The organism is Bombella apis, from assembly GCF_018221685.1.
Taxonomy (GTDB): domain Bacteria; phylum Pseudomonadota; class Alphaproteobacteria; order Acetobacterales; family Acetobacteraceae; genus Bombella; species Bombella apis.
The window spans coordinates 613,949-627,641 of record NZ_JAGJTM010000004.1; the positions used below are offsets into that span (position 1 = coordinate 613,949).

Consider the following 13,693-nt stretch of genomic DNA (forward strand, 5'->3'; position numbering starts at 1 on the left):
CCCGCTTTGTTGGGGGCAGACAGTTGAGGCTGCATTTTCATGGTGTCTTCCCTTAAACCCCGTTCTTCCCTCGATGCTGACAGCGTACGTGATGCCTATCGCCGTTGGGCTCGCATGTACGACAAGGTTTTTGGCGGTGTATCCGCTTTCGGGCGACGGCGGGCCGTGGCGGCTGTCAATGCGCTTCCGGGCACGCGTGTGCTGGAGGTGGGAGTTGGAACCGGGCTGGCCCTTCCTTCCTACAGGTCCGACAAACGCATTACAGGAATCGACCTCTCGGAAGACATGCTGGCCCTTGCCCGGGAGCGTGTGAAGAGGGAAGGTCTCCGTAATGTTGATGAACTTATGGTGATGGACGCCGAACATACCACCTTTGCCGATAACAGCTTTGATATCGCCGTCGGCATGTTCGTGGCCTCTGTCGTGCCTCATCCGGACCTGCTTCTGGCAGAGTTGAAGAGGGTGGTGAAACCGGGGGGACACATCCTTTTTGTCAACCATTTCCTTGCCCGTGGGGGCCTTCGGCTGAAGGTGGAGAAGGTCATGGCCCGGGCCTCCCGTGCGCTGGGCTGGCATCCTGATTTTGCCATTGAATCCCTGCTTCCACCGGAGGATATGGCCCGGGCGACCATCGTGCCCGTCCCTCCGGCGGGTCTGTTCACCCTCGTGACATTGCCGCCTGAGAAGACTAAGTAGGGGAAATCCATCTGCCTTCGAGAAAGGCAGATGTTTCATGGTGGCAACAGGCTGGCGGAATAGAGTGACTTCAAGGCCGTTATTTCAGACAGTATCTTCATCCCGTCATGGGAGAAGCGGTGGGGCGTTTTTTCTGCTGGCGTTGTTTGCTGGCATGTTGGGGGGCGCCATGGGGTTGCCTTTCCTGCATGTGCATCCGTCTCCTGGTGTCGTTGTGTCCCATGCCGTGCTGATGACATTTTATGTTGTATGCCCGGCTTTTCTGGGCGGGATGGCCCGCTGGTTCCTGCCGGACCTGCTGAAAGGCGAGGGCATGGCGCTGCCGTTTGCGGTCCGTACCGGTTTTGGCGTGCTGGCTGTAGGTGCCTTTCTGCTGCCGGTCATGCCGTTTGTCGGGCTGGCTCTCTGGAGCATTGGCGTGCTGGCGCTGGCTTTCAATGTGCTGGCCACGGTTCTGGAGATGCGGTCCATCCCCTTCCGTGATTGTCCGCCGCTGGTCTGGGCGTTTCTGGCCAATGCTCTGTCTGTGCTCATCATCGCTCCCGTTCTGCTGGCTTTTCTGCTGCGGAGTGGTCTGGCTGGTGCCGGGCCTGAAGCCCTTCTGACGGTTCTGCGTGGCAGTGTGGAAATGACCCTGCTGAGCGTGCCTTCGCTTGGCATCATCATGGCTGCTCTTCTGCCCGGGCAGAAGGAGCAGGGGTGGGTACCCCGCTGTGCTCCCCATGCGTTTGGCGTCATGGGTGTGGTGCCTGTTCTGCTCTGGGCTGACCATCTCTTCGGCGGGCTTCCGTCATCGGTTTACAGCGCTGGATTAAGCATCGGGCTAGGGGTTCCCTGTCTGGTTCTTCTCGTAGCCTTTGCCAGGGATATATGGCGTACTGCCCTGCCATCGGGGCCAGTGGCGGCCTGGGCTTCCGGTGGGCTTGTATTGCTGCTTGCTGGCTGGGCCGCCATGCTGACCGAACCAGTCTGGGGCATACAGGGGGTGCCGCCGGGGGCCTTCGTTCTGGGGGCGGCAGGGCATCAGCTTGTGATGTTCGGCAGCCTTCTTGCTCTCAGTGCAGCTTTCTATGGCTGGTGCGGGGCCAGACTGGCACGGTGGGGGCGATCTTTCTCCATTTTTGGCATGATTCATGCTTTCATCACGTTTGTCGGGGCGCTCTGTTCCATTCTGCCGCAGCTGATCGTGCCTGCCGTGCTGTTGATGGGCTGCAGCCTGCTCATGTTCGCCCTGTCTGCCGGAATGGTCTGGTATGGCCTGCTGGTAGAGCGGACCCAGGGGACAATGGGGCTTTTTCCTGAAGAGTAAGGTGTTTTTCCATGCAGGCATCATCCGGTCTTTCGGCCTCTCCACTGGCCCGTTTTCTGGGGGCGCTGCGTGTCGAGGGACATGCTGGTGATACGGCTCTGCAAGATTGGGTGGCGCTGCTCAAACCACGAGTGATTTCACTTGTGGTCTTCACCGGGTTGGCGGGCATGGCCGTAGCGCCGAAATGGCCGTCCGTACCTGTCGGGCTGGTTATCATTGCCTGCATCTGCATCGGGGCCGGTGCGGCGGGTGCCATCAACATGTGGTATGATCGTGACATTGATGCGATCATGAAGCGGACCCGCATCCGTCCTGTTCCCGGAGGGCGGGTCGAACCGACGAGTGCGTTGGTTTATGCGGTTGTGCTGTCGGTAGCCTCCGTTGTGCTGCTCTGGTTGGCGACCAACCTGCTGGCGGCAGGGATTCTGGCTTTTTCCATCTTTTTTTATGGTGTGATCTACACCATGTGGCTCAAGCGCAGCACGCCGCAGAACATCGTGATTGGCGGCGCAGCCGGAGCTTTCCCCCCCATGATCGGTTGGGCAGCGACGATGGGATCGCTGGACGTGCTGCCGGTGGTGATGTTCGCCATCGTCTTTCTGTGGACGCCTCCGCATTTCTGGTCGCTCTCTCTTTATGCGTGCAAGGATTACGAGAGTGCGGGCATCCCCATGCTGCCAGTCGTGAAGGGCGCACGCCATACACGCTGGCAGATCGTCATCTACACTTTCATTCTGGGGGCCGTGTCTCTCGTGCCGAGCGTGGTCGGGCAGTGTGGCTGGTTCTACACGGTCTGTGCCAGCCTGCTGGACCTCGGTTTCATCTATTACGGCCTGCGGGTCCTGTTCGACAGACAGGATGAGAAGGGGAACAGCCTGACGAAAGATAAACCGGCCCGTCATGCGTTTCGCTATTCACTGGCCTATCTGTTCTTCCTCTTCTGTGGCCTTCTGATTGACAGGGTTCTTCTGGCATGAGCGATCATAACACTCCTTCCCGCCGCCAGGGCCGTCTCTTCGGCATCGTTCTCGGGCTTTCCTTTTTCACGCTGGCCCTGTTCGTGGTGGCTTTGTACCGACTGTGACGTCTTCTCGTAGATGGGAAAGAAAACCCCGCCTGCCTGTCCATGAAAGGTTCAGGCAAGCGGGGTTTTTTCATTCAGGTGAGGGCGGCTGAGAGGCAGGGTGGCTGCCTCTCGCCCAGGGGAGTGGTCACCCGGCCTGCTGGATGGCGGAGAGGATCCAGTTACCCCGGCCATCGGCACGGAGGAAGGTCCAGAGTTCCGTGATGGTCTGGCGTTCGGTTTTGCTGCCGTCCAGAACATTGCCCATGCTGTCGGTCGTGACATCAATGGCGGAATATTGCAGGGCCACGGTGGCGTAGGTGATTGTGCCTTCCCGCCAGGCTTCGGCAAGGTCACCCCGCAGGAACTGGATATCAGAGACGATGTTGCGGGCACCACGGCTTGTCAGCTCGGAAAGCTGGTTGTTGAAGTAACTGACCATTTCAGGCGTCGCCATGCGCTGGAGGGACATCATGTCCTGTGCGCTCCAGGCAGCCTGTACGTTTATCAGCAACTGCTGGAAGGTGCTGTAATCATCAGGCGTCAGGGTCACGCCCTGCGAAGGAGCCTGCTGCGGCTGGCTGGTGAAGGGGGAGGAAGCGCCACCGGCTGCACCAAACAGGCCAGAGCCACCTGCATTGCTGGACATGGTGTTGTTGGAAGACCGTTTCCGCCAGAGTTTGATGAGGAAATTGATGATGAAGGCAACGACCAGCACCTGAATGAGGAAGCCGAAGAAGGACCCGCCGCCTCCGCTGAAACCGCTGAAGAAGCCATGCCCGCTCAGCATTCCGAACAGCCCGGCCCCAAGGAAGCCACCAGCCAGCCCGGTCAGAAAGGGGTGCCGCATGGCAAAGGGTGGTCGCATGCTGTTGCCGAAGTTTGGCCGACTGAAGCCGCTCTCCGGTGCCGGAGAGGCATAGGACGGCGTGCGGGGCGTCATGCTGCGGTCCATGGGCCGGGCCCAGTTGGGGGTGAGGCTGGTGCGGGGCGGGGGGCTATAGGTGCGGGAGCCCCGGCTGCCCAGGGAAGACCCCATGCCAGCTCTGGCATCGGCAGCCGGAGCAAGGGCAAAGAGTGGCAGGCACAGGGCTGCCGCTGCGAGGGGGAAAAGACGAATACGCATAATCTGGTCAGTCTCCAGCAAGACTCATCTGGTCAATACGGATGGTTGGGGCGTGATGGCCCGTCATCAGGTTGAGGTCATTGGCGGGGATGAGCCGCGCAAACATGTCAAGCAGATTACCTGCCACCGTGATGCCTGATACAGGCTCGGCAATCTCGCCATTGCGGATCATGAAGCCTGAACCGCCCCGGCTGTAATCGCCTGTCAGCATGTTGATGGCGTTGCCCATCAGTTCGGTGATGAGCACACCCTCCCTGATATCACGTCTCAGTTCTTCAGGGGAGTGGGTGCCCGCATGAAGGAACAGGTTGGACGGACCGGGGTGGACATTGCCCCCGCCGGTCCGGTTGGCCCGGCCATTGCTGGCGGGCAGACCCAGCCTGCGGGCACAGCGGCTGTCCAGCAGCCAGTGGCGAAGCTGCCCGTCTTTCACAAGGTCCAGCGGCAGGCAGGCCGTGCCCTCACCATCAAAGGGGCGGGAACCGGCAAGACGGGGCAGGGTCGGGTCATCGGTGATGGTGACGCCAGACCCAAATACCGCTTCATCCAGCCTGTCCTTGAGGAAGGAAGTCCCCTGCACGATGGCGGATCCATTGATCGCCCCAGCGAGATGCCCCAGCAGGGAGCCGGACACGCGGGGGTCGAACAGGACCGGATAGAGGCCCGTTCTGGGGCGGGTAGGGTTCAGCCGGGCAAGGGCACGGCGGGCCGCCTCATGGCCCAGCCGGGCAGGATTTTCTAGGTCGGCCTGATGCACGGCACTGTGCAGGGCATAATCCCGTTGCATCCCTGTTCCTGTTCCCGCCAGGACGCTGACGCCACAGCTGTGGCCGCTGCGCTGATACTGGCCGGCAAAGCCGGCACTGGTGGCCAGGGCGATGTCCTGAAGGGTCGTGCTGGTTGAGGCACCACTGCTGTTGGTGATGCCTGCATGTGAGAGGGCTGCGTCTTCCATCTCACGGGCTCTGTCCAGCAGGGCCGGCGTATCCGGCGTGCCAGAGGGGTCGAACAGGTCGAGCTTTGCAATCGTGCTGGCAGGAACAGGCATGAGCGGTTCGTCTGCCAGACCGTCATCAGGGGATGGAGGAACGACCCTGGCCATGGCACAGGCCCGTTCTGCAAGCTGTGAGAGGGCTTCCGGCGTTACGTCATTGCCGGAGACCGTGGCCACACGGCCCTGATGGAAGACACGCAGCCCGAGGGACAGGCTCTCCGCATGGCGGAGGCCTTCCGCCTGACCCTGCCGGATCATGGCGGAGCGGCTCCGGCCACGGAGCATGACCGCATCGGCATGGTCGGCACCGTGCTGGCGGGCAAACTTCAGGGCGGCCTCAAGATGGGGGAGCAGATCGGTCATGCGGATTTCAGTGCGGCGTGGATGGCATCTGGCCCGGGGATGTTGCGGGCTGGTCCCATGGTGGTCAGCGTCGGAGCCCCGTTGAAGATGGTCCGGGCCATGGCCAGGACGTCTTCTTCCGTTACGGCATCAATCTTGCGGATCATGTCGCTGGTGGAAATGATGCGGTCATGGACCTGGATCTGGCGGGCGATCTGGGCACAGCGGCTGCCTGTGCTCTCCAGCGACATGAGCAGCGAGGCCTTGAGCTGCGTGCGGGCACGGTCCAGTTCTTGCTTGCTGATTCCCTTCTGGAGGGTGCTGAGCTCAGTCAGGGCGGCAGGAATCAGTTCGTCCGTCTTGTCTGGCCCGGTCCCGGCATAGAGGCCGAACATGCCGCTGTCCGCAAAGGGGCTGGCAAAGGTGTAGACGCTGTAGACGAGCCCGCGCCGCTCCCGGATTTCCTGGAACAGACGGGACGACATGCCACCTCCCAGCAGGGTGGAGAGGATCATGGCACTGTAATAGCCTTTTTCCCGATAGCCGGGGGCGGGGAAACCCAGCAGGAGGTGGACCTGGTCCAGCTTGCGGTCCGTCTGCTTCATCCCGCCGACATACCGGCCCGGTACGGCCTGTGGTGGCGTGTGCGTGGGCAGGTCGGCAAAATGGGTACGGACGAGGTCGACAACCTCATCATGGTGGAGATTGCCCGCTGCGGCGATGACCATGTTCTGCGTGCTGTAATGCTCATGCATGTAGGCCATGAGCGTCTCCCGGCTCATGCTGGCGATGCCATCTTCCGTGCCAAGGATGGGGCGGCCCATGGGCTGATCGGGGTAGGCACATTCCTGGAAATGGTCAAAGACGATGTCATCAGGCGTATCATTCGCCTGACCGATTTCCTGAAGGATGACACCACGTTCCCGCTCCACTTCTTCCGGCAGAAAGGTGCTGTGGGTGAGGATGTCGCCGATGAGGTCCACGCCAAGTGGCAGATCATCCTTCAGCAGCTTGACGTAATAGGCCGTGTTTTCTCGGGCCGTGTAGGCGTTGAGATAACCGCCCACATTTTCGATTTCCTCGGCAATGCGGATGGCAGAACGACGCCCTGTTCCTTTGAAGGCCATATGCTCGAGAAAATGGGCTGCTCCATTGGTGGCTTCGCTTTCATGGCGGGTGCCAGCAGCCACATAGGCTCCGAACGAGACGGTTTCGACACGCTCCATCCGTTCCGTCACGATGTTGAGGCCATTTTCAAGAGTCGTACGTCTGATCTGTTCGCTCATGCAGTTCTGCGTGTCCATGATGTGAGAAGAAGCGGAAAGTGTTTGCAATATGGGGTGCTGGGAGTCTTTTTCCAGTCCCCCCGTTTTTCACGGGGCAGACGGAAAAGGGGACAGCCTGACAGGGCCATCCCCTTTTGCCCATGTGTAGCAGCCAGCGGAGGACTCAGCGTCCGCGATGCGCCCGGACAGCCGCTTTGACCTTTTCGAGGTCGTTGGGAAGAACCTCATAACGTTCCTTGCGGGAGAAGAGGTCTGCCAGATGCGGCGGCAACTCCGGATGGATGCCGGTTGCTTTCTTTACGGCATCGGGGAACTTGGCCGGGTGGGCCGTGGCGGCGGCCACCATCGGCACGCCTGCTTCACGGAAGCGCCGCCCCGCTGCCAAGCCGATGGCGGAGTGAGGGTCTGCCAGATAATGGCTTTCAGCGTAAAGTGCCTTCATCGTGGCGGTCGTCTGCTCGTCACTCAGGGCAACGCCGTGGAAAGTTTCCCGGATCTGCTCCCAGGCGTCATGTGGCACGGCCATGCAGCCCGTCTGCCGGAATTCTTCCATGATGGCACGGCAGCGGTTGGGATCACGGCCCAGCATCTCGAACAGCAGACGCTCGAAGTTGGACGAAACCTGAATGTCCATGGAGGGGGAGAGGCTCGGCTCCACCTGCCGCTTCGTCATGTCGTTGTTCAGAAGGAAGCGGGTCAGGATGTCGTTCCGGTTGGAGCCGACACAGAGATGATCGACAGGCAGCCCCATCTGGCTGGCCACCCAGGCGGCCAGGATGTTGCCGAAGTTGCCGGTTGGCACGGCGAAGGAAACCGGGCGGTCCGGCCCACCAAGAGCGAGGGCGGAGCGGACATAATAGGGAATCTGGGCTGCAATGCGGGCCCAGTTGATGGAGTTGACGGCGGAGAGGGCGCAGTCCGTACGGAAGGATTCATCGGCGAACATGGCTTTGACCATGTCCTGACAGTCATCAAAGTCGCCTTCCACGGCGATGTTGAGGACGTTGTCCTCCAGCACTGTGGTCATCTGGCGGCGCTGGACTTCCGACGTCCGGCCATGGGGATGGAGAATGACGATGGACACATGTTCCCGGCCACGGAAGGCCTCGATGGCGGCGGATCCTGTATCGCCCGATGTGGCACCGACAATGGTCACATGGTGGTTGCGCTGTTTCAGTACATGTTCGAAGAGGCGGCCAAGCATCTGCATGGCCATGTCCTTGAAGGCGAGCGTCGGGCCGTGGAACAGCTCCAGCGAAAAGAGACCATCCTCCACTTCCACCAGCGGTGCTACGGCGGCATGGTCGAATTGTCCGTAGACGTCGTGCGCCATGGTACGGAGTGTGTCACGGTCTATGCTGCCCTCGGTGAACAGGCCGATGACCTCTGCCGCAAGGTCGGCATAGGAGAGGGTGCGCCAGCCTGTCAGGGTCTCGCGGGGGATATGCGGCCAGTGATCGGGCATGTAGAGCCCGCCATCACCGGCCAGACCGCTGAGCAGAATATCGGAAAAGTCGGGGGCAGCGGCATCCAGTGTGCCGCGGGTAGATCGATAACGCATGCCCCCACTATATCACCGAAACGCCATCAGGGCAGGGTAATTTCCAGAAGATGCTGGTGATTGGTTATTGGGGCCGGATTCGTGCCGTTTTCCGGCATGGCGGAACCGGTCAGGACAGCCAGCCGTCCCGGCACGCCTGAGCGGCCTTTGAGCAGTGTGACGGCCTGGGCATCATAGAGTTTCTCATCATGAAGCAGGCGCCAGGGCAGGCGGTCGGCACCAAAGGCGAGCAGGTCTCCATGTTCGATGTCGATCATGTAGATCGTGTCATCCCGGCTGATGGTCATGCCGCCAAGGCTGGGGGTACGGCGCCAGTTTGTCATGGCTTCTATCCGTTCCGCCGGGCCAAGGCTGGAATCGGTCAGAATGTCAGTTCCGATTCGGTAAAGTGGCCCTGTCGGGGTCTGATAAAACAGCCAGTTTTTGCCGTGGTCCAGTAGGAGGAAGCGCACGTTGCCCCCCGTTTTGGGCTGCCCCTGTGCCGTCGTGACGGGCTGGCCATGCCTGATGAGAGGGGCATGGCTGCTGAGGGAGGGGGCGCCTTCCAGCAGACGCTCTGCATGACCGCTCCTGAGGTCGATGATGACGAAAGCCGGAACGCCGTCATCGACCAGAAAAGCTTTGCTGTCCGTGACCTGAAGGGCCGAAATGTGGCTGCCGACGGCCAGGGCATTGCTGAAGCCGATATGGTTGAGGATGACCCCTGTATCCGGTGCGATATTGAGCAGTGCGGGCGTGGGCGCCTGTGTTACGGCCCAGAGGCCCTGGGATGTCGCCGTCAGGGCCGTGATGGCGGGCAACTCGTCCATCAGGAGAGTGAGGCGGCTGTCCACGGGGTCCAGACGATAGATCTTGCCCGTCATACCCAAGGCGAAGGGGGACCCATCGGGAAGGGAATTCAGCGAGGGGGCCAGCGGCAGGCTCAGCTCATGTTCGCCAACAATCCGGGCCTGCACATGGGCGTCCTGCCAGGGGCGGTCTGCTCTGGCAGCGGGGCTGAGCCCCAGAACGGCGGCCGACATGATAAGGGCTGAGGTCAGCAGTGAGGACAGACGTATTTTCATGGCAGGTATCTGGGTGTTCCCCGATGGTTTTGCAAGTTCCGGCCTTTGGGAGCTGGTGAGTGTGGCAGATGGGGGAGGGTCAGGCCGAGCAGAAAGCCCGTGGCTGGAGCTGTGAAGACCCAGAGGAATAGTCCGTCCAGTCCTTCCAGAAGGCAGGCTCCGGTCAGGCCGGCGGCAGGCAGGGCCGGGCGGAGAAGCGTCTGTAGCGTTCCGGCAGGGGGAAGATGGCAGGGATTCTGTCGCCTGTAGGTGGGCAGTCTGTTGAGATGGAGCAGCCAGACAGCAGCCCAGAGGCCCATGAGGAACAGGATGATCATGCCGCCTGCTTTCGGAAAAGATGCAGAAGAACGGACAGGGCAGCCAGTCCAAGGCAGGCTGCCAGAAGGTCCACGGCGCCGAAGAGGAGAGGTCGCCCCGTATGAAAAGGGCGAGTCAGCAGGTCGAGTCCTGTAGTGCAAGTGCCCAGAACAGCCACAAGGGCGAGCTGCTGGCAGGTTGCCGGTCTGATGATGAAGGCATGGAGCAGTGAGAGGCTCCAGAGACCGAAGAAAACACTTTCTTCCCAGAGAATGGGCGACAGGGAAAACGGCGTGGGGAGGCGTGTGCTCCAGAACAGGGCCAGCGTGGCCAGGGGCAGCCCCAGTGTGGTGGCGATGGTGACGGCCTCATGACTGCGCTGGAGGCGCTGCCGGATTGTGGAGGAAACAGGGTGATGGGCGATGCTGTTCCTTTCCGACTGCAGGAAGAGGACCAGGCCGGACCCGATGATGATGCAGCCCATCAGACCGCTGAAGCAGTAGAACCAGCGTGTTGCCAGTCCGGCCCAGCGCAGGTTGTGCAGTCCCACGAAGAAGCTGTGTACGGTCGGGCAAACGGACCGGGGCGGCAGGGTGGGGTGGGAAGGTGTCAGGGCCTGCCTCTGGAGGCAGAAATGCAGGGTGTCAGGGCCATAAAGGCCGATTTCCCTGCCGGTCTGCATGAAGAATCCATCTGCTACCGTGCCCCACTGCCGCAGGCCGTTTTCGGTCAGGCTGCTGATGATGGCGGGAGACAGGGACGGTGGTATGGCTGTGTGGGCCTGATGGCGACTGGCATGGCCTGCGGGGTGATGGGGCGGGTTCATCATGTGGATGAGCTTCTGGGACTGAAGGATCACGCCGGACAGGCCGATGATGAACAGGACGGGCAGGCTCAGCGTGCCGCACAGCAGGTGCAGGTCCAGCCAGCGGCGTTGGGAGGCAGCCCGGGGGCGGAAAAGCAGCAGGTCCGGCAGGAAGCGGCGCAGCTGGAGCCACAGGCCGGTCAACAGTGTCACGAGCAGACCGATGCCTACGGTGGTTGTCAGTATCTGCCCCCATGGGTTGGGCAGGTGAAGGCTGGCATGGAGGGTCACGAAAAACGTGCCGCCGGTGACGTCATGGTCTGTCAGCGGCAGGCCCGTGTCAGGCGCAAGGGCGGGGCCGAGGAAGATGCGCCCATCATAGTGCCAGAGGCGGAAAACGGGGTCCCGTGGAGAGGGAAGTTTCAGGAAAGCGAAGATGCCCGTGTCGAGCTGTGTCTTCAGATTCTGTCCGGCCTTCAGCAGGCCGGTGCGTGTCATGGCGGGCAGGGGACTGTGGAGGGCGGTGCGGGGCTGCATCCAGCCCTGTATTTCCGGAGAAAAACAGGCCAGCGAGCCGGTGAAGCAGAGAACGAACAGGAAAAGGCCAGCCGGGAAGCCGATCCAGCGATGGAAAAGGCGTAGTGCGGTGCGGAGCCTTGGAGACATGATGGACGCAACACGGCATAAATGAGAATGATTCTCATTTATTACGAGGTTTTGGCAGTTCTGTAAATGGGCAGGACGCAAAAATGACAGGGGTGTAAAAAACGGTAAGAGAAAAAAGGTTTTTTTTATGAAAAAAAGTTGAGAATAATTATCGTTAACATATAAAGCGGCACTCATTCAGTTTCACAGTTCAGGATGGGCACGCATGGTTATTCCTTTCCGTTTTTCCCGCAGAACCGTCACTCTCTGGTGCCTTCTGGCAGGCAGCATGCTGACGGGGCATCCCGTCTGGGCTGCCGGAGATGAGGGCAGAGAACAGACGGCAAAGGGCCAGATGGCCCGGCCCGGCCAGCCGGACGGCAAGGCTGACATCAGGAAGAAGAGCGTCGGAAAGGACCGTCAGCAGGCGGACGCACCCCCGGTGGAAACCATCCTCGTCAAGGCACGGCGGCGGGAGCAGATGGAAGTGAAGCTGGGCGGGCAGGCCGGCGTGCTGGGCAACAAGAAGGGGCTGGACCTGCCCTTCAACCTGCGCAGCTATACGTCCAGCATGATCCTGAACCAGCAGTCCCAGACACTGGGGCAGGTGCTTCAGAACGACCCGTCCGTGCGGACGACCTATGGTTTTGGCAATTTCTCGGAGACGTTCATCATTCGGGGGATGCCGGTTTATGGGGATGATGTGGCCATCAACGGCCTGTATGGAATCAGCCCCCGCCAGCTGATCTCTCCCCAGCTCTATGATTCGGTGCAGGTGTTGAATGGGGCAAGTGCCTTCATCAACGGGGCCGCTCCGGGGGGAACGTCGGTCGGTGGCAACATCAACCTCCAGTTCAAACATGCGGGGAGCGAACCGCTCGCTCGTCTGACGGGCGACTACACCAGCAGGGGTCAGGGCGGCGGCAGTCTGGATGTGGGACGTCGTTTCGGCAGGGATGACCAGTTCGGCATCCGTTTCAATGCGGCGGGCATGGACGGCCAGACCTCCATTTCCGGTGAGCGGCGTCATTCTGTTGCGCTGGGCCTGGATACGGACTGGCACAATGACGACACCCGGATCAGCCTCGACATCAACTACCAGAACCAGAACGTCCAGCAGGGGCGTGGATCCGTGGTGCTGAATTCCGGTCTGACGGCCGTTCCCAGACCCACGAGACCGGGGCGCAACTGGAGCCAGGGCTGGAGCTATGAGGACATGCACTATGTGTTCGGGCTGCTCAATGTCGAGCATGACCTGAACAGCCATGTCATGCTCTATGGCACGTTCGGGGGCATGACAGGCCATGAGGAAGGCAATTACGATACGGTCTATGTCTCGGACGGGCTGAAGGGCACCGGCTTCGGATACGGGTCCTACGTCCCCTACCAGCAGACCAATGAAAGCACCCGGGGTGGCGTGCGGGCGCATTTCAGAACAGGTTTCCTGAAGCATGAGGTCAATGCCGGTGGGTCGGCCCTGTGGTCGGGGGCCTCCACGGGCTATGCGGGCGGAATGGTCGGCGATACGAGCCTGTACGCCCCTGGGGTCCAGGCCAAGCCGGCGTCGGTCCATCACGTTTCGGCAACGCCAGCCACGAAGACGCAGCTTTACAGCCTGTTCTTCTCGGATACGATGTCGTTCTGGCACGACCGCATCGCCCTGACGGGAGGCTTCCGGTACCAGCACATTCTCCAGAACAGCTACCAGTACACGCCGACCCATTATTCCCGGGATGCCATCACGCCTGTGGTTGGGCTGGTGGTGCATGTGGCCCGCCATGCTTCTCTCTATTTCAACCGGGTGGAGGGGCTGAACCAGGGGCTTCAGGCCCCGGCACGGAGTTCCCTCTATCCCAATCTGGTCAATGCGCAGCAGTTCCTGTCACCCACACGGACCGTCCAGTATGAAGTTGGCGGGAAATATGACATTGGCCGTTTCAGTGCGTCCCTGGCCTTCTACCGGTTGGACCGGCCGACAGGGCTGGTCGAGGATTATGGGACGGAACAGATATTCAAGGCCAGTGGCAGGCAGCGCAACCAGGGCATCGAGCTGAACGTCAATGGTGAGATCATTCACGGGCTGCGCTTCAACGGGGGCAGTGCCCTCATCCAGGCCAAGCAGGTCAAGGGGGACTATGTCGGCAACAGGGCTGTCGGCATTCCCGGTTATACGATCAACGGGAATCTGGAGTATGACATTCCCTTCATGAAGGGACTGACCCTGACGGGGCGTGTCACCCATACGGGCCATCAGTGGGTCAATGTCCAGAACTCCCTGCGGATTCCGAACTGGACGACCTACGATCTCGGTGCCCGCTACACCTTCATGATGACACCGAAACGCCCGATGACCTTCCGTTTTGGTGTGGAAAATCTCACCAACAGCCATTACTGGGCTTCATCCTACACGGCGTTCAGCAGCGTGAACGGTTATCTGACCCAGGGGCTGCCACGGACCTTCAAGGCGTCTTTCTCGACCGACATGTGAGTCGAACCGGACGGGGC

The 13,693-nt window shown here is 60.8% G+C and carries 11 protein-coding genes; 4 read left to right on the forward strand and 7 right to left on the reverse strand.

Going from position 1 to position 13,693, the window contains the following annotated elements:
* Positions 1-39: 39 nt before the first annotated feature.
* The 3 genes from J8Z04_RS05955 (at position 40) to J8Z04_RS05965 (ending at position 2,982) form a co-directional block, all read left to right on the forward strand.
* Positions 40-696 carry a class I SAM-dependent methyltransferase gene (locus tag J8Z04_RS05955; protein WP_103765432.1) on the forward strand — a complete coding sequence of 219 codons (657 nt, stop codon included), beginning with the start codon at positions 40-42 and terminating at the stop codon, positions 694-696.
* 169 nt (positions 697-865) lie between these two features.
* Positions 866-2,005 (forward strand): heme-copper oxidase family protein, encoded by a 1,140-nt coding sequence (locus J8Z04_RS05960; RefSeq protein ID WP_192848056.1) that lies wholly within the window; start codon positions 866-868, stop codon positions 2,003-2,005.
* Between the two features lie 11 nt (positions 2,006-2,016).
* Complete coding sequence (locus J8Z04_RS05965; RefSeq protein WP_081563033.1) at positions 2,017-2,982, forward strand: heme o synthase; 966 nt, start codon at positions 2,017-2,019, stop codon at positions 2,980-2,982.
* A gap of 234 nt (positions 2,983-3,216) precedes the next feature.
* Here J8Z04_RS05965 and J8Z04_RS05970 read toward each other — a convergent pair whose 3' ends face one another.
* The 7 genes from J8Z04_RS05970 to J8Z04_RS06000 all read right to left on the reverse strand — a co-directional run bounded on the left by J8Z04_RS05970 (position 3,217) and on the right by J8Z04_RS06000 (position 11,209).
* Positions 3,217-4,194: a Tim44 domain-containing protein gene (locus J8Z04_RS05970; RefSeq protein WP_192848057.1), complete on the reverse strand. Its 978-nt coding sequence runs from the start codon at positions 4,192-4,194 to the stop codon at positions 3,217-3,219.
* Positions 4,195-4,201: 7 nt separating this feature from the next.
* On the reverse strand, positions 4,202-5,551 hold the full coding sequence (locus J8Z04_RS05975; RefSeq protein WP_192848058.1) for a TldD/PmbA family protein: 1,350 nt from the start codon (positions 5,549-5,551) through the stop codon (positions 4,202-4,204).
* Entirely contained in the window at positions 5,548-6,816 is a 1,269-nt protein-coding gene (locus tag J8Z04_RS05980) for a M16 family metallopeptidase (RefSeq protein WP_192848059.1), read from the reverse strand. Before J8Z04_RS05980 ends, J8Z04_RS05975 begins: the two co-directional genes overlap by 4 nt.
* A 163-nt stretch (positions 6,817-6,979) precedes the next feature.
* The gene (gene thrC, locus J8Z04_RS05985) at positions 6,980-8,377 is read right to left on the reverse strand and encodes a threonine synthase (protein WP_043560577.1); all 1,398 of its coding nucleotides are present in this window, start codon (positions 8,375-8,377) and stop codon (positions 6,980-6,982) included.
* Positions 8,378-8,403: 26 nt separating this feature from the next.
* Positions 8,404-9,441 (reverse strand): hypothetical protein, encoded by a 1,038-nt coding sequence (locus J8Z04_RS05990; protein ID WP_192848060.1) that lies wholly within the window; start codon positions 9,439-9,441, stop codon positions 8,404-8,406.
* Positions 9,438-9,758, reverse strand: coding sequence for a hypothetical protein (locus tag J8Z04_RS05995; RefSeq protein ID WP_192848061.1), 321 nt, complete (start codon positions 9,756-9,758; stop codon positions 9,438-9,440). The genes J8Z04_RS05990 and J8Z04_RS05995 overlap by 4 nt, the downstream gene beginning before the upstream one ends.
* Positions 9,755-11,209 carry a PepSY-associated TM helix domain-containing protein gene (locus J8Z04_RS06000; RefSeq protein ID WP_192848062.1) on the reverse strand — a complete coding sequence of 485 codons (1,455 nt, stop codon included), beginning with the start codon at positions 11,207-11,209 and terminating at the stop codon, positions 9,755-9,757. The genes J8Z04_RS05995 and J8Z04_RS06000 overlap by 4 nt, the downstream gene beginning before the upstream one ends.
* A gap of 205 nt (positions 11,210-11,414) precedes the next feature.
* Between J8Z04_RS06000 and J8Z04_RS06005 the strand changes: the two genes are divergently transcribed.
* Positions 11,415-13,676, forward strand: coding sequence for a TonB-dependent receptor (locus tag J8Z04_RS06005; RefSeq protein WP_192848063.1), 2,262 nt, complete (start codon positions 11,415-11,417; stop codon positions 13,674-13,676).
* Positions 13,677-13,693 lie beyond the last annotated feature (17 nt).